Origin of the sequence: Candidatus Cyanaurora vandensis, assembly GCF_013285555.1 — a bacterium.
GTDB lineage: Bacteria > Cyanobacteriota > Cyanobacteriia > Gloeobacterales > Anthocerotibacteraceae > Cyanaurora > Cyanaurora vandensis.
On record NZ_JAAXLT010000066.1, the window covers coordinates 1 to 15,889 of the forward strand.

Consider the following 15,889-nt stretch of genomic DNA (forward strand, 5'->3'; position numbering starts at 1 on the left):
AGTAAACCCCCGCCCCCGCCTCCCGCTGTCCGCACCAGTCAGAACACGATTGATATCCGGGGCCAACGAGTCGCCGACCTAGACTTGTTGCTGGAAGACCGTCTCGCGGCCCACCACGGCGCAGTCTGGATCATCCATGGACACGGCACCGGACGATTACGCACCGGGGTCCACGAATTCCTCAAAAGTTATAGTCGTACTCAATCCTTTGCCCCCGCTGCTGAGAATGAGGGCGGGTCAGGCGCGACGGTGGTGCAATTGACCCCCTAGCTTATACAGGCCCAGGGGAGTAAGCCTGATTTCTGGAGTAAAAGTTAAGCATTGAAAAAAGCACCTCAGTTATGAGGTGCTTTTCGCTGCCCCTACGCGCCTGCTGCTTCTTTCGCGGCGTACATAACTTCTAGGGTGATGCGGGAGAGGTTTTGGTCGCGGGCGTACTTCTCGGTATTGCGTTTCACCTTGGAGCGCACGAAACCGGGGACTTTACCCAGTTCCTTGTTGGCAGCCGCATCCCAGTCCAGTTCACCAGCGGCGGTGAGGGTTTTGGTGACGACTTCTTTGGTGTCGTGCCCGCTGAAGACCTCCAGCATGTGGTCCTCCATGCCCAGGGTGAAGGAGTTGTAGACCAAATCGGCAATGTGGTTGGTGCCCTCATAGCCCAGGAAGGGGCGGTAGCCGACGGGGAAGTTTTGAATGTGAATGGGAGCGGAGATGACGCCGCAGGGGATGTCGAGCCGCTTACCGATGTGCCGTTCCATTTGGGTCCCGAAAATCGCAGCGGGTTCAGCCCTGGCAATCATGTCCCCGATCCGAGTGTGGTCGTCCGTGGCAATCACCTCTTCGCAATACTGCCCAATCTCCTGTTGGAGCCATTGCTCGTCGTACTTACAAAAAGTCCCAGCGAAAACCACGGTGACATTCATTTCACGGGCGAGGATCTTGGTCATGGCGGCAGCGTGGGTGGTGTCCCCAAAAACGACAACCCGCTTACCCTGGAGATTTTGGCAATCAATGGACCGCGAGAACCAAGCCAGTTGAGAGACTTCGTAGGTCTGGTGACGGATGTAGGGTTCATAGTCAACAATGTGGCCCTGCTCGGCGAGAATCTGTTGGATACGCCGGATGAAACGGGCGGTCTCAACCACGCCCATCGGCGTGATATCCACGTAGGGCTGGTCATATTTCTCTTGCAGGTATTGAGCAGCAAGAGGACCAATCTCGCGGTAAGGCGCGACATTAAACCAGGCGCGCGGTAAGTTGACTAAATCGGGGACTGAGCAGCCTTTGGGTGCAACGACATTTACCGTGATACCGAGATCTGTAAAGAGCTTCTGTAACTCTTTGATGTCGTGGTCATTGTGGAAGCCCAGGGTGGTACTGCCCAGGATATTGACCGAGGGGGTACTGGTGCGTCCGGGGAGGCTGACTTGTTTCTCTAGATAAAAAGCAATGACTTGGGCTAGGGTGCGGTCGGCGGCTTGGAGTTCGTTGACCCGATAATGGTTGACATCCGCAAGCATCACTGCTGCATCACTACTGAGTTGAGCGCGGGCGACAAAATTTTGTAAATCTTCTTGGAGAATGCTGGAGGTACAGGTGGGCGTGAGGATAATTAAGTCGGGGCTGTCTTCTTTATCTTTGCGGACGATATTATCCACTACTTTGTCCTGGGAACCCCGTCCGAGTACCTTGCGGTCAACCACCGAAGTCGTGACCGGGGTGAAGTTACGCTCCCGCTCCAGCATTGAGCGCATGACATTGAAATAGTCGTCCCCCAAGGGCGCATGCATAATAGCCTGGACATTTTTGAAGGAACTGGCAATGCGTAACGTACCAATGTGGGCAGGGCCAGCGTACATCCAGTAAGCAAGTTTCATCGCAGGGACTCCCAGCAGTCAGCAAGACAGATAGCCTATTTTAGGCCCAAATGACCGGGCTGGAACTGTAATTTGTGTGGGGTTGAGAGAGATAGGTCAGCTTAGCAATTAGAAATACCCAATTAGTGCATTCCTGTCTCGGGCGAGGTTGAGTCGTGAATTGGTTTTGGCAGCGGCACTAGCTCTGATGCAAACCCCTCAGTAAGCCAAATTAACCGAGGCCTGTTTTTAGAATTCTTTGCCATCAGTGCCAGCTTATTGAACAAGTTGATTAAACCCCTTCCCTATCATCCCTAAGCTGTGTACATTAAGAATAGTTTGCGAGATTGAACTCATGAGTGAAATGGCTTTGACTGGACGAGAACTGGTAAAAAAAGTTGAAGAGCTTGCCGCTACTGCCAGCAAGAAGGAAATTGCACGGGCCTGTGGTTACACAACTCAGACTAAAGAAGGTAAAGAGCGGGTCCTGTTAGCTGAGTTTATGAACTTTTTGCTTGCAGCCAAAGGTCTATCCATGGATGGTGAAACCACTGGCAGTCGGGGCGGTCGCAATGCTAACTTTCGGATTCAGGTACAGAAGAACGGCAATCTCCTCGTCGGAGCGGCCTACACCCGTGAGATGGGCCTCAAGCCCGGTCAGGAGTTTGAAATCTCCCTGGGCCGCAAACACATCAAACTCATCAAAGTCGGTAGTAACGGTCTTGTGGAAGAGTAACCCGTTTTATGCTGTTTGCGCTGCTCATCTGAGTCTGATTTCCTAGCCTGCCGAGCATGAAGAGGAACTTTAGTAGGCACTAATCCGACTAAAGTTCCTTTAGATTCACCGGATATTGAGTCAGCTAGTCGTAGGCATTAGAGAGCGACCGTAAAAGTCTCTTCGCCTACCTTAACTTGGTCGCCGTTGCTGAGTTTGCGGCCCCGGCGGGTCTCGATACTGTCGTTCACCCAGACTTCACCCGCCTGAATCATCACCTTGGCGGCTCCCCCAGTGGTCGCCGCTCCCATTAATTTGAGGAACTGGTCGAGTTGAATGGTGGTGGTCACTTTTGTTCCAGGGTGGCGGTAGTACCCAACAGTTTCGCTAAACCGCCCCCGGTTAGCCAAGTCTGGGCCTGACGGTCCGCCTTGAGGTAGCTGTCCCAAAAAGCGGTGGAACTGAGGCGAATTAATTCCTGGAAACGAGCATCCTGGGGTTGAGCCGGGGGCAGACCGAAGAAGGTGCCGTGGTTGCCATCTTTAAACGTGATGAGGAACTGGTTAGACGCAACCGTGCGGTCGTAGGGAATCCGGCGGTCACGAGCGGGGGTATCGAAGCTGTCGTCCTGGGTGCCGGTCATGTGGAGGGCCGGGACTTGGAGTTGGCGGTAGGCGATAGCCTGCTGGTCGGGCCGGGTCGGGACTGGGGCACTCATCGGGATGATGGCGCGGACTCTGGGGTCCGGCAGACCGATAATATTACCCTGGGGATCGAGGAGCCGTTGACCTGCCACAGCTAAGGCCGTAAAAGCCCCGAAGGAATGCCCCGCCGCACCAACATTTTTTAGGTCCAAGCGGGCTTGGTTGGGCAGGGTAAATTTTTTGAGACGGTCTAGGACAAAGCTCACATCTAGGGCGCGGTCATAGCCGTTACGGGGGTCAAAGGCCGCTTGTTGGAGCGCTTGGTAGACCCGGGGGTTGCCACGCCCCACTTGGTTATCACTACCCTGATGTTGCAGGTGGACCACCACATAGCCCTGGCTCGCCCACTGCTGGCCCAAGTAGCCATAGTCTTCCCGAGACCCGCCTAGCCCATGGGAGAAGATAATCACCGGCCACGTCCCGGCCCGCTTGGGGTAGTAGACCTTGACGGGGATCTCTCGGTTACGAGCGGGGTCGCGCCAATGTTGTTGCAACGTCGTGGTCTGGTTCCCCAGCGTGGGAGTGTACGAGAGGGGGACCGCTAGCAGACACCCCCCCAGTCCCAACCAGAGGGCCAAGCCCCAAGCGTAGGGTTTCATCTAGGTGAGGTGGTGACGGTACATCGGGAAACCTTCACAGAGCCAGCGGATCTCACTGGCGACCTGACGGACGACTTCGGGGTCGGCGGTCCAGCCCGTCGTGGGGTCTAGGCGCATCCCTTGGAGTACCCGGTCAATAAACCCGGCGACTTGGCGCATCTGGGGTTCTTTCATGCCTCTCGTCGTCAGACCGGGCGTGCCGAGGCGGATACCGGAGGGGTTGAGGGGTTTGCGGGGGTCGTTGGGGACCATGTTGCGGTTGCAGGTGATCCCGGCGGCACCGAGGGCCTGTTCCATCTGTTTACCGCCCAAGGCTTTGTCCTGGACATCCCCAGTGCGCTCTTGGATCCAGTCGGTCAGTTTGAGGATGAGCAGGTGGTTGTCAGTGCCGCCACTGACGAGGGGATAGCCTAGATTGAGCAGAGCATCAGCAAGGGCTTGGGCATTTTTGACGGTCTGATGCTGGTCTTGCCGGAAGGATTCGGTCATCGCCAAGCGGAAAGCGACGGCTTTTGCGGCAATTTCATTCATCAACGGGCCGCCCTGGATACCGGGCATGACCGTTTTATCTAAGAAATTGCCAAACTCGGCCCGACAGAAGATCATTGCGCCCCGGGGTCCGCGCAGGGTCTTGTGGGTGGTAGTCATCACGAAGTCCGCATGGGGGAAAGGGCTGGGGTGGGCACCCGCCGCAATCAAGCCCGAGATGTGGCAGATATCGGCAAGGAGATAGGCCCCGACCTCATCGGCGATGGCCTTGAACTTATCAAATTCCCAGAGGCGGGGGTAGGCTGTCGCCCCAGCCACAATCATCCGGGGCCGATAACGCAGAGCCAAATCGCGCAGTTGGTCAAAATCAATCCGCTCGGTCACAGCGTCGACTTGGTAGGGGATGAAACGGTAGAGCTTGCTGGAAAAATTGACCGGGGAACCGTGGGTGAGGTGCCCGCCAGAGGCCAAGTCCATGCCCAGGATCGTGTCACCGAGGGCCAGTTTGCGCTCCAGACCGTCACTAAAAGTCAAAGTGAAATAGACCGCCATATTCGCGGTGGAGCCGGAATAGGGCTGGACATTGATGTGATAGGACTCATCCACCCCGAAGAGTTCACGGGCGCGGTTACGGGCGAGGTTCTCCACAGTGTCCACGTGTTCACAGCCGCCGTAATAGCGTCCCCGCACAGGTTTAAGTCCCGCCGCCGTCGCTACTCCCGTCTCGGGATAGCCCTCGGCATACTTGTTGGTCATGATCGAACCCTGGGCTTCGAGGACCGCATCATAAACTAAATTCTCTGAGGGAATCATCCCTAGCCCATACTCCAACCGCTCGGTCTCCGCGCGGATCACCCGTGCCACTTCTGGGTCCGCTTGGGTCAGGTCGCCCGCCCTTGCCGCCATTGCCTGTTTCGGTAAAATACTTGTCATCGCGGGTCCTCCGACCAACCGTCATTTCAACCATACTATCTAGGGAGCTAGCTTTCGCTAGGAGTCAGCCGTTCTCGGTAGAGCAGGAGGTGGAGGGTACTCGCCCCGCCTTGCCGACGGCCCTGGCTCAACTGATTGACAATCTGACGTAATAGGTAGCGTTGCGGCTCCGTCAACTCCCGCTCCAAGAGGTCCCGCAGGTTGAGTTCGAGGTCGCGGGGGTCTTGGCTCGCTTCGAGGGCGAGTAACCAACGGCCCGGTTGGTAGGGGACCAAGCGCACCCCACTCAGCCGTCCCAGGGGCGAATCCGGGACCGAGATGGCCCACTGCTCCGGTCCGACCACCACCGGGAGAATCCCGTGGGCCACCTCATCATCTAAGTCCTCTTCCCGGACCAGACCTGCCCCGCTCGTCAGCTTGACGATGGCGGTTGCCAAATGCTCATCCACCGCCTTCAACTTTTCGACGACTTCAAGGGGCAGGGTGATATAAAAATTCTGGGTGGGACCCTCAAATTTGCGGGGCCGTCCCGTCTTACCCTGCTTATGATGGGGCGTTATTTTTTCTTTCTTTGCCATGGTGAGAGGCGGGCCGGGATAGCCCACTTTTTAGCACAGCTACGTAGAGCGTGTCCGTTATGCAGCCCAAACGGTAGCGAAATTTACTTTTACAGAAAAAATCAAATTTAGGCGTGTTTTCCTAGGAAAATTATCTATGATGAATACATCTCAACCGCGACAGATTGTCAAGATCTGGGGAACCCTGAGTCTCAAGCCCGGTCTACTGTCTAATAAAGACACCACCCTATGAACACCCCTTGCAACCCCGCCTCCGTCCCCAAGTCCCCCGTCGAGGTCCTCTATGGTCCCTGGCATGGACAAGCAGGCGTCCTCCAAGAGCCTTTGAGTGCTGGTGAATGGCTGGTCCAACTCCTCCAGCCCGACCAGTACGGGGCGGTCCTTTTGGCCCTCCAACCCTGGCAGTTCCGTCAGCTCTAGTTTCGCTCTCAGGATTGATGATATTTTGGTGCGTCTATTCAAGAATAGGGAAGTCGGGAGCAGGGCCCACCATGTATTGGCTGATCTATAACCCCACAGCAGGCCACGCCGACCCCCAGCACGAAATAACCGTCATCACAGAGTTACTGGCGACTGTGGAGCTGCGGACCACTGCCGTGAGTGCGGAGTCTGATGCTGGCACCTTGGCCCAGCGTGCTTTGGCCCAAGGCGCGGACATGGTTATTGTCTATGGCGGGGATGGTACACTCTCGGCGGTGGCGGGGGTGTTGGTGGGCACCCGAGTTCCCTTAGCCATCATCCCGCGTGGCACGGCCAATGCCCTTGCGGCAGCTTTGGAATTGCCCCAGGACCTCACCCAAATTTGTCAGATGATCCTGGCGGGTCATACTCGTTGTATTGACACTGCCCGCTGCAATGGACGCACGATGGTCCTGTTGGCAGGGATTGGTTTTGAGGCCCGGATGGTGGAGGATACCAGCCGCGAATACAAAAGCCGCCTGGGTTCGCTGGCCTATGTTTTGGCCGGGGTGCGACAACTGGGGAACCTCTCGCGCTTTACGATCCGGCTAGAGCGTGATGGTCAACTGCTCACCTGTAAGGCGATGGCGGTCACGATTGCCAATATGGCTCCCCCCACCTCAGTCTTCGCCCAAGGACCCGCGCAGGTCCTCCCCGATGATGGCGAACTCGATGTGACGATTGTGGCAGCGACGACCCTACTGGAAACCGTCGCGGTAGGCTATCACCTGCTCTGGACTGCAATTCGTCGTCTGCCTGCCCAACGACAGAATGTGGGTTATTTTCGGACCAGCAAGCTCACCTTGACCGCCGACCCGCCCCAAAAAGTCGTCATTGACGGCGAGGTGGTCGGGAAAACTCCGCTCACCGTGGAATGTGTCCCCCAGAGTCTCCATATTTTGGTCCCCGCGCCCCAAGCTACCCTAGACCCCCACGAAGACCTGAGTGGGCTGACGGACCTGGAGCTAGAGCCCCTCTAGGTGTCAAGCTGAGGAAAGTGTTGGAACTCGCGATGACCCTGTATCTCACCCCGGCCCATGACCAAGCCATCCGCGACCACGGATCTCAAAGTTACCCCGACGAGTGCTGCGGGCTACTCCTGGGTAAAGCTCTTCCTGGGGAGGATAAGCAACTTATGGAAGTCTGGCCCGTCGCTAACGTCTGGGCAGAGGCTGAGAACGACCTAGCCGATGGCGAATCTGCCCGCCGTCGTTACCTAATTCCGCCGCAGGCTATCCTCGAAGGCGAACAGCATGCCCGCGCCCAGGGTCTAGAAATTGTCGGCTACTACCATTCCCACCCAGATCACCCAGCGCGGCCCTCGGGTTTTGACCAGGATTTCGCTTGGCCCTGGTACTCCTACCTGATTGTCTCGGTGGTCAAGGGCGCGAGTCAGGAATTGACTAGTTGGGTGTTGGATGACGAGCGCGAGTTTAGGGCTGAGCCGTTGCGGGAACTACCATCTGGTTGAAATAGGGCAGCAGTTGGTTGTAGGTATGCATACCTGCCGCCTGATAGACCACCTTCCCCGCCCGGTCAAAAAGCACGGTGTAGGGGATTTGACCCGTGTAGTAACGACCCGCCGCCGTATCAATCACCTCGGGCAGACTGTCCACATGGAGGGCAATGAAATTCACCTCCCGCTCGAACTGGACCTGGAGCCGGGTGATGACTGGGGTATAAGCCTTACAGTCCTTGGAGTCATTCACATAAAAGATCAGCATCACGGGTTGGCCCCGCTTCACAGAGGCTTCGAGGGTGGTGCGCGGCGGAATGATATACCCGTTCCCGCCATAGATGACAAAGATATTCCCCTCGTAACGGTTATCCTTGACCCCAGCCTGGACGCTCAGGGTACTTCCCAGCACCGCCAGGGCGAACCAATGTTGTAAACGTTTCACAAAAAGTCCCTTGGGTTCCCAGGTTTATCTTAGGCCAATCCTTGCGGAGTATTTTCAGTCTTGGTCTCCCCAAAGAACAGACGGGTTTAAAATTCCCTCCTACCCCAGTCTTTATTCGCCCCATCTATCTCGGTCAACTACGGACTAAACACCACGGACCCCAAGGATTTCTTACCGGACTACCTAGACTGTCGGCACCTCGATCTTCCAGAATAGAAAGTTTCTTAACGCCTGTATAGCTAGGAAGTATGTTTTCATCCGTCGTTATCAAGTAAAATATCCCTACAACCCACATAGGTTAGCCCGCGTACTCAGGGTGACATTAAAGGCCGTCCAGTTTTTGTCACTGTGGACGGTAAGCGTACCCCCTAACTGTTGGACTAAGCGTTGAACTAGCGTAAGGCCCAGACCCGTACCCCCTTGCTGCCACTGGTCACTAGCGGGGATGCGGTAGAACTGATTGAAGATTAAGCCTAGCTCTGGCCCAGGGATGTGAGCTTGGTTGCCCACCGTAAAGGTCAGGGTTGTGTCGTCGTTGGTGAGGCGCAAGGACCAGCGGTTCTGGGGTGCGGTGTATTTATAGGCATTGGTGAACAGTTCGCGGAGTACCCGTTCGAGGGCGAGGCGGTTGGTGAAGAGAGTGGGTAGGGGGTTGGGGAGGTCCAGGTCGAAAATTTGCTGCCGTTCCTTGGCCTGTAATTGACAAGATTCAAGCAAACTAGTAACCAAGTCCGCAGGTCTACTGCCGCCAAGGTGAGGGGTTGGTCGGACTCTAGGCGTTTGAGGTCGAGGAGGTTGTTGACGAGGTCGTTCTCGCGGAGGCACTCGTCTTCCAAAATCCGTAGGTAGCGGGCCTGTTCCTCGGGGGTGGGCGTGTGCTTGAGGAGGTAGATGGCAAGGCGCATGGTAGCCAGGGGCGTGCGCAGTTCGTGGGAAGCCGTGGTTAAGAAGTCGTCCTTACGACCGTGGCGTAACTGGAGGTCCTGGACCTGTTGGCGCAGGGCCAAAGCGTGGTCTTGGCGTTCGAGACGAGCAGTGACAGCGGCGAGTAGTTCACTATTGGTAAAGGGTTTAACAATGTAGTCATCGGCCCCCAGCTCCATGCCCAAACGTAAATCCCCGCGCTCTCCCTTAGCGGTGAGGAAGATAAACGCAATGTCGGCGGTACTGGGAGCGCGGCGCAGTTCGGCTAGGGTCTGATAGCCATCCAGTCGGGGCATCATGATGTCACAGATGATGAGGTGGGGCTGCCAGGAACGGGCAATCTCGACCCCCGCGTAACCATCCTCGGCGCCTTGGACCGCAAAGCCCTCAAAGGTCAGGGCCCGGCTAATATTGAGCCGAATCGTGGCAATGTCTTCAATAACCAGGATTTTTTTCATGACGGGGGGACTGGGAGGATGACAGTAAAGATGGTACCCAAACCCACCGTACTGTCTACGGTGATCGTTCCTTGGTGTAGTTCCACGGATTGTTTAGCGATGGCAAGCCCCAATCCAGTCCCACCAATTTGATCCGTATTACGCCCCCGGTGGAAGGGTTCAAAGAGTCGCCCTAGGTCTTCCGGGGGGATACCAATACCTTGGTCTTGGACGGTGAAGACGATGCGTTGGTCTTGATGAGCTAGGGTCAGCGTGATAACGCTACTCGGTGGGGAGTATTTGAGGCTATTACTGAGTAAGTTGGTCAAGACTTGGCGTAGGAGTTTGCCATCGGCTAGGACGTGTAACTCCTCAGCGGGCTGGTTGAAGACTAGGCTATGCGTGTGGGTATCAATTTTTTCGAGCAAGTCATGGCAAAACGTGATTAAGGGCAAGGGCCGGGGAGTGAAGGTCTGGCTGGCCTCGGCTTGCCCAATCGTCAACACATCTTCGATGAGCCGGTTCATAGTTTTGACTTCGCTCTCGATATCAACAAAAAGCTGACCGCGCTCCGCTGCGACCATGCGTTCGCCATAGCAGCGCAACAGTTCACTGGCGGAAAGGATTGTCGTCAAGGGGGTGCGAAACTCATGGGAAGCCATGGCGATAAAACGGGATTTCAAGAGACCCAGTTCTTTTTCTTTGGCCAGGGAGCGGCGCAACTCGGCCTCAACGCGCTGGCGTTCCTTCAATTCGGCTTGGAGCTGGGCCAATAGTTCCGACTGCTGGAGGGCCACTGCAAGCTGGACGGCAATCTCCTGGAGTAAGTCCACCTCATGGCCCTGCCAAGTCCGGGCGCGGTCACATTGATGGACAATCAGTAGGCCCCAAAGGACGGGTTGGCTCCCGGACCCCTCCTGGAGGATGGGGACAACTAAGTTGGCACGGACTTGAAAACTTTCGAGCAGGACCCGGTGACAGGGGGTCAAATTAGCCTGTGCCAAGTCTGCCACCGCAAAGACGCGGCCCTGGCGGTAGGTGCCACCCTGATTTTCATAAAAACAAGTGTCTTGGATAATGTGACCCAACGTACTCAGCCAATCTGCACCCACGGATTCCACCAGCACTTCCCCAGCCCAGGTCGGGGTAAAACGATAAATTAAGGCCCGGTCTACGGCCAGAATGCGATGGACCTCAGCCACAGTGGTTGTCAAAATAGTTTGTAGATTCAAGGAGGCCCGGATTTTAAGGGCGATGGCGGTAACAAGCTGTTCGCGGACAAGTTTTTGTTGGAGTCGGGCCTCTACCTGTTTGCGCTCCGTAATATCACGGGTATTGACCATGAACTCCTGCACACTCGGGTCAGCAAGTAAGTTGTTCCCGATAGACTCCAGATAGACCCAAGAGCCATTGGCATGACGGGCGCGAAACTGCATGGTCACATCCACACCGGGTTTAGCCATCGCTTGATTAAAAGCCGCCTTGACTTGAAGCACATCCTCGGGGTGGATCAAGTCAAAGGCCGGTTCTCCAAGCAATACCTCCATTGGGTAGCCCAAAATCCGCTCCACCGCCGGACTAATAAAACTGCGGCGACCATCGGCTTGCAGGATGGAGACATAATCCGAGGTGTGCTGGACCAAAGACCGAAACCGCGCCTCACTGTGGGCTAGGTTATCCACGGCCAGTTTGCGCTCAGTGATATTGAAAAAACTTAAACAGACCCCCTCGACAAGGCCACCCATGGTCACCACTGGGGTAAAGCCCAACTCGAACCAGTGGTTGCGCCCATCGAGTCCAGTCCAGACGTGTTCTAACTGGGCAGGTTCGCCCTGGAGAGCACCCTGGAAGTAGGGGTGCAGGACGGTCAGTTGTAAGGGTTCAGGTAGGGGCTCCCCCGCTTGGACTAGCTGGCCCAATATTTCTTTGAAACACGCTTGAGCCTTGGGGTTGAGGGACTGAATCTTCCGTTCCCGATCCAGCAAGAGAAACCCCTGCAAACTGTTATTGAAGATGGCTCTCAGGTTGGCCCCGGACTGCTGGAGCTGGGTGATATCGGTCATCACGCCTTGCAGACAGGGCGGGTCGGTCCCGATCACCCGTTGGGCACGGTTGGCGAGCCAGCGCACTTCGCCCGAGGGTAACAAGATCCGGTGGGTCCACTGGTGCTCGCCCTGCTGTTGGACCTGGGCTAGAGCTGTCCGCAGGGCCGCTTGGTCCTCGGGGTGGGCGATCGTAAGCCAGAGCTGGGGGTTTTCGTAAAAGTGAATCAAGGGGCGACCAAACATCCTAGGGGCCGCCGCGCTCAATTGGTAGAGGTCTAAGTCTTCCACCAAGGCCAACCAGACGACCTCTTGGATGTTGTCGAGGACATAGTCGAGACGGTTCTGATGAGCGCGGGTTTCCCAATGCGAGGCGGTAAAGAGTTGGGTGTGGATCTGGGTATGACGGGTCATCAGGCTGGCGTAGGCGCGGCTAAGTGTCGGTAGATCAAGCAAGCTCTCTCCGCTAGCTGTCACGATGACCAAGGGCTCATAGCAGTCTTGGTCCACCCGCGCTAGGGTATAGTCCATCCCGCGCCGTAGGTCTAAGTCGCCATCTAGGCTCAAAAAACAGCGGTAACGTGGGCTGCTTAGGAGGATGTATGCTACTGTCTCCTGTCGTTGTGCTGGGGAAAAGTGCACCCACTGGGCTAAGAAACGCTGTCGTGAGATAAGGGCGACCGTCTGGCCTGCTGTTTGAATCAAGACGCCACAGACCAAGGGTATATCAGCAAAATAGCTGTAGAGTTTATGGACTGAGACAGTTTCCGGAAGACTGTGGTAGGTACAAGCTAAGTCTTTTAAGGTCATCAGGGCGGGGAACATAGGTAGAACTGGGGGGTGAGCTTTTACCCTAGCCCCAAAACTCCACCCGCGATGTGCGCAAAGCGTAAAGTTAGGCTCAGTAAATATACTGGTCCAATCGCCCATAACCCCCGTATCCTCAAGTAGGTTTTAGATGCTTACGCGTGATAGCGAGGATGGCCTCTGGGCGGATGGGTTTAGGGAGGGCCGCCACCGCTCCGACGAGACGAGCGCGGATCTGGTCAATCAAGTTGCCGCTGAGCATGACAATCGGGGTCTTCCGAAAGTGCGCGACTTGACGTAGACGGCTACAGACCTCATAACCGTTAGTCCCCGGCAGGACAATATCGAGAAAAAGTAAGTCCGGCTTGGTCTGAAGCAGGGTAGAGAAGCCCTGGAGCGGGTCTTGGATAGCGAGATAACGGTACCCAGCTTGGGTGGTGACCTCACCTAATAACCGACACATTTGGGGGCTATCGTCTACACAGGCGATGAGGGGCGCGAGGGCACGGGGAGCATCCTGGGTTGCTAGGGGTTTGAGTAGACCCTCTTGGACGTAGGGCAACAAAAATTGTCCCAGAGCCAGCACATCGAGATTCACCCGTTGCGCCACTTCCCGTAGGTTCCACTCGCCACTGAGCAGATGGGCGAGGTTGCGATAGGTCGGCGGACTCAGCCGTTTTTGGAAAACTTCAGGTCCGATTAGGGTCAAGGCTTGATGGGGCGCGAAGATCAAGCCCGCTCGCTGCCACTGTTGCCATTCTTGCTCAGCCTGGGTCAACACTTCGCTGACATTGAGGAGGGTAAGTAGGGTTTCGGGGTTCTCGAGGGCGCGGACGACGAGCCGGTATTGCAGTCCATCTAAAGCCTGCAGGTCAAAGAGGGCTTCGAGGACGAGTCCCTGGATAATACTGACGGCCTGCTCGCGCCCCAACCCGCCCCACTGAAAGCGGTTACAAAGCGTCTGGTACTGCTCCAATCCCCCCCGCAACCCCTGGTCCGGTCTTAAGCCGTGGCGCAGTAAATGCCGTTGCCAATTGCGCTGGCCCTGGGGTCCCCCGGAGGCAAAGACGAGCCGGCCCAGATAAAAATAAAACTCCCAAACCGCCGTAGTATGCCGTACTTCTAATGTGCCGCTAAAGCGCTGTAGCTTGAGGGTTTCCAGTTGGCGGCGGTCAAGTCCGAGGGTGTTGGTCATCATGGTTGTTGACGGGATTAGGGGATTGAAGCTTGCTTACTCAGCAAGTATACGTAAAACCGTTTGAGCCCGTATCTACGAGCAAACACGGATTATTACGTTTCTTAAAGTGCTTCCGTCCCGGTTTCTGGTAACTCTTTATTGAAAATTTACTAAAACAAGCTATTTCCGCCCTTGATATTTTCACCTAAACAAGCATTAGCCCCACAAAACTACTGAGGGCCTCCGTAGAACCTAGGTAGTGTTAGAGCGCGGGTGCCAAACTAGAGTTATCTGCTAGTGGAGCGCGGTGTGGAAGGACTATTGACCAAGGTGCTGGCGTTAGCCCAAGCCCAGGGAGCTGAGGCGGAGGTATTTTATCTAGAGCAGGCGGAGACCCCGGTTGAGTTTGAGACCAATCGGCTCAAGGCCCTCCAGACCAAGGCTCTCCAGGGTCTAGCTCTCCGGGTCATTCACCAGGGCCAGTTGGGGTTTGCCAGCACCACGGACTTGAGCCGCCCGGAACAGTTAGTGGAAGCCGCACTTCAAACCAGTACCATCGGCGACCAGACTACCACCGCCTTTGCCCCGGCCCTACCGGACCTCCTTGACCCGCCGACGGTCCACCTCTTCCCCACCACCGCCCAACTGGTGACCCAGGGCCAGGAACTCATCGCCCGTCTGCTCGATTTCAACCCTGACTTGTTGGTGAGTGCGACTTTTAAGACCCGCAGGAGCACCAAGGCTATTGCAACTACTGCTGGGGCCTACTATCAAGGGCAAGCCCAGACCCTCAGTGCGACCCTAGGGGCCAACTGGGTCCGGGGTGAAGACCTACTCGATGTCTACAGTTACCAGTCCGCCCGCGATGAGGACCTGGATTTCATGCTCTTGGTCGAGCAGGTCAAGACCAAACTCCAACGGGCGACGAGTACCGCCTCGACCCAGGGCGGGACCCTCCCGGTCATCTTCACCCCCAACGCGGTGACGATGGTTTTTGGCGGTTTATTGCAGGCTTTGTTTGCGGGTCAGGCCGTAGCCCAGGGCACCAGTCCCCTCGCCGACAAAGTGGGAAAGCAACTTTTTGACCCGCGCTTGAGTGTTTACGAGGACCCCAGCCAGGGCGTAAACCGTGCCCGAGTAGATGACGAGGGCACCCCCACCCAGGCCAAATTTTTGGTCAAGGATGGTGTAATTCATGAATTTTATTGGGACCGCACCTGGGCTAAACGGGCGGGGCTGCAACCGACGGGCAACGGGTTCAGGGGCGGGCTCGGGCGACCGACGGGTAAACTGGTCAACCTCTGTATTGCTCCTGGGGACCTGACCTTAGCCGAGATGATTGCCAGCGTCAAAGAAGGAATCGTGGTGGACCAAGTGCTAGGGGCGGGCCAGTCCAACCTATTCGCCGGGGAATTCTCGGTCAATCTCGACCTAGGCTACAAAATCGAGCATGGGGAAATCGTGGGCCGGCTCAAGAACACGATGGTGGCGGGGAGTCTCTTCAGTGGTGCTCAAGCCTTGGGCGCGATTGGTTCACAGCCTGAGTGGTCCTTAGGTTCAGCCTTTGTCCCGCCGCTTTTGTTTCAAGGGTTGGGGGTCATCAGTCGGGCCTAGGCTTCTCGTAGGGACTTCATCCCTAAGACCTGGGATTGCTGGTCTTTCCCCAGGGTTACGCCGATGGTCCGCGTGGCGCGTTCAATCATCGGACGGCGGAGGGAGACGACGATGAATTGGGCACTCTGGGCCGACTGTTGCAGCATATGCGCTAACCGCTCCACATTTGCCCCGTCTAGGAACATATCCACCTCGTCAAAGGCATAGAAGGGCGAGGGGCGATGGTGTTGGAGGGCGAAGATAAAACTGAGGGCAGTCAAGGACTTCTCGCCCCCAGACATGGATTCGAGGCGGCGGACTTTTTTACCTTTGGGGTGGGCAACGAGGACTAAGCCACCGTTGAAGGGGTCCTCGGGGTCCTCCAATTGCAGACAGCCGTCCCCGTCGGAGAGGTCCGCGAAGATTTTCTGAAAATGCTCATTCACTGCCACAAACGCGGTCATGAAAGCGGAACGCTTGCGGGTATCTAGGTTCTCAATCCGCAACAGGAGTTCGGTGCGCTCGTGGGTGAGGGTCGTGAGGTGGGTGGTCAGGTCGTTAAGGCGGGCTTCCGTCTGGTCGTACTCGGTGAGGGCGAGCATGTTGACGGGTTCGAGGCTGTGGAGGCGGCGTTGGGCTTTTTGGCGTTGGGGCTGGAGGGCCTCGGGGGTCAGG

General features: G+C 56.4%; 16 protein-coding genes and 1 pseudogene. 6 read left to right on the top strand and 11 right to left on the bottom strand.

Features of this window, described 5'->3' with window-relative positions; translation table 11 throughout:
• Window positions 1-270, top strand: a 270-nt coding sequence (locus HFM78_RS04255; protein ID WP_287128182.1) for a Smr/MutS family protein, incomplete at its 5' end; no start/stop codon positions are given.
• 92 nt (window positions 271-362) lie between these two features.
• On the opposite strand, the gene bchB is transcribed toward HFM78_RS04255, so the two are convergent.
• On the bottom strand, window positions 363-1,877 hold the full coding sequence (gene bchB, locus HFM78_RS04260; RefSeq protein WP_287128183.1) for a ferredoxin:protochlorophyllide reductase (ATP-dependent) subunit B: 1,515 nt from the start codon (window positions 1,875-1,877) through the stop codon (window positions 363-365).
• A 334-nt stretch (window positions 1,878-2,211) separates the two neighbouring features.
• On the opposite strand from bchB, the gene HFM78_RS04265 reads away from it, so the two are divergent.
• The gene (locus HFM78_RS04265; RefSeq protein WP_287128184.1) at window positions 2,212-2,592 is read left to right on the top strand and encodes an AbrB family transcriptional regulator; all 381 of its coding nucleotides are present in this window, start codon (window positions 2,212-2,214) and stop codon (window positions 2,590-2,592) included.
• 137 nt (window positions 2,593-2,729) lie between these two features.
• Here HFM78_RS04265 and HFM78_RS04270 read toward each other — a convergent pair whose 3' ends face one another.
• The 4 genes from HFM78_RS04270 to HFM78_RS04285 all read right to left on the bottom strand — a co-directional run bounded on the left by HFM78_RS04270 (window position 2,730) and on the right by HFM78_RS04285 (window position 5,874).
• Complete coding sequence (locus HFM78_RS04270; protein WP_287128185.1) at window positions 2,730-2,921, bottom strand: RNA-binding S4 domain-containing protein; 192 nt, start codon at window positions 2,919-2,921, stop codon at window positions 2,730-2,732.
• On the bottom strand, window positions 2,918-3,874 hold the full coding sequence (locus tag HFM78_RS04275) for an alpha/beta fold hydrolase (RefSeq protein ID WP_287128186.1): 957 nt from the start codon (window positions 3,872-3,874) through the stop codon (window positions 2,918-2,920). The genes HFM78_RS04270 and HFM78_RS04275 overlap by 4 nt, the downstream gene beginning before the upstream one ends.
• Window positions 3,875-5,269 (bottom strand): serine hydroxymethyltransferase, encoded by a 1,395-nt coding sequence (glyA, locus tag HFM78_RS04280; RefSeq protein WP_396033168.1) that lies wholly within the window; start codon window positions 5,267-5,269, stop codon window positions 3,875-3,877.
• A gap of 74 nt (window positions 5,270-5,343) precedes the next feature.
• Entirely contained in the window at window positions 5,344-5,874 is a 531-nt protein-coding gene (locus HFM78_RS04285) for a hypothetical protein (protein WP_287128188.1), read from the bottom strand.
• Between the two features lie 228 nt (window positions 5,875-6,102).
• On the opposite strand from HFM78_RS04285, the gene HFM78_RS04290 reads away from it, so the two are divergent.
• From HFM78_RS04290 to HFM78_RS04300, 3 genes are all read left to right on the top strand, one after another.
• A complete protein-coding gene (locus HFM78_RS04290) occupies window positions 6,103-6,294 on the top strand; it encodes a hypothetical protein (RefSeq protein ID WP_287128189.1) in 192 nt (63 codons plus the stop codon).
• Window positions 6,295-6,365: 71 nt separating this feature from the next.
• A complete protein-coding gene (locus HFM78_RS04295) occupies window positions 6,366-7,313 on the top strand; it encodes a YegS/Rv2252/BmrU family lipid kinase (RefSeq protein WP_287128190.1) in 948 nt (315 codons plus the stop codon).
• Window positions 7,314-7,345: 32 nt separating this feature from the next.
• Window positions 7,346-7,804: a M67 family metallopeptidase gene (locus HFM78_RS04300; protein WP_287128191.1), complete on the top strand. Its 459-nt coding sequence runs from the start codon at window positions 7,346-7,348 to the stop codon at window positions 7,802-7,804.
• On the opposite strand, the gene HFM78_RS04305 is transcribed toward HFM78_RS04300, so the two are convergent.
• The 5 genes from HFM78_RS04305 to HFM78_RS04325 form a co-directional block, all read right to left on the bottom strand.
• Window positions 7,767-8,234, bottom strand: coding sequence for a thylakoid membrane photosystem I accumulation factor (locus HFM78_RS04305; RefSeq protein WP_287128192.1), 468 nt, complete (start codon window positions 8,232-8,234; stop codon window positions 7,767-7,769). The two genes, HFM78_RS04300 and HFM78_RS04305, sit on opposite strands and share 38 nt — an antisense overlap.
• A 282-nt stretch (window positions 8,235-8,516) precedes the next feature.
• Window positions 8,517-8,831, bottom strand: a complete 315-nt coding sequence (locus tag HFM78_RS04310; protein WP_287128198.1) for a sensor histidine kinase KdpD — start codon at window positions 8,829-8,831, stop codon at window positions 8,517-8,519.
• Window positions 8,753-9,616 carry a response regulator gene (locus tag HFM78_RS04315; RefSeq protein WP_287128193.1) on the bottom strand — a complete coding sequence of 288 codons (864 nt, stop codon included), beginning with the start codon at window positions 9,614-9,616 and terminating at the stop codon, window positions 8,753-8,755. The genes HFM78_RS04310 and HFM78_RS04315 overlap by 79 nt, the downstream gene beginning before the upstream one ends.
• The gene (locus HFM78_RS04320) at window positions 9,613-12,462 is read right to left on the bottom strand and encodes a PAS domain S-box protein (RefSeq protein WP_287128194.1); all 2,850 of its coding nucleotides are present in this window, start codon (window positions 12,460-12,462) and stop codon (window positions 9,613-9,615) included. The genes HFM78_RS04315 and HFM78_RS04320 overlap by 4 nt, the downstream gene beginning before the upstream one ends.
• 118 nt (window positions 12,463-12,580) lie before the next feature.
• On the bottom strand, window positions 12,581-13,642 hold the full coding sequence (locus HFM78_RS04325) for a response regulator (RefSeq protein ID WP_287128195.1): 1,062 nt from the start codon (window positions 13,640-13,642) through the stop codon (window positions 12,581-12,583).
• 288 nt (window positions 13,643-13,930) lie between these two features.
• On the opposite strand from HFM78_RS04325, the gene HFM78_RS04330 reads away from it, so the two are divergent.
• Window positions 13,931-15,235, top strand: coding sequence for a TldD/PmbA family protein (locus HFM78_RS04330; RefSeq protein WP_287128196.1), 1,305 nt, complete (start codon window positions 13,931-13,933; stop codon window positions 15,233-15,235).
• Here HFM78_RS04330 and HFM78_RS04335 read toward each other — a convergent pair.
• A pseudogene (locus tag HFM78_RS04335) lies at window positions 15,232-15,889 on the bottom strand (chromosome segregation protein SMC); the annotation flags it as partial. The gene HFM78_RS04330 and the pseudogene HFM78_RS04335 sit on opposite strands and share 4 nt — an antisense overlap.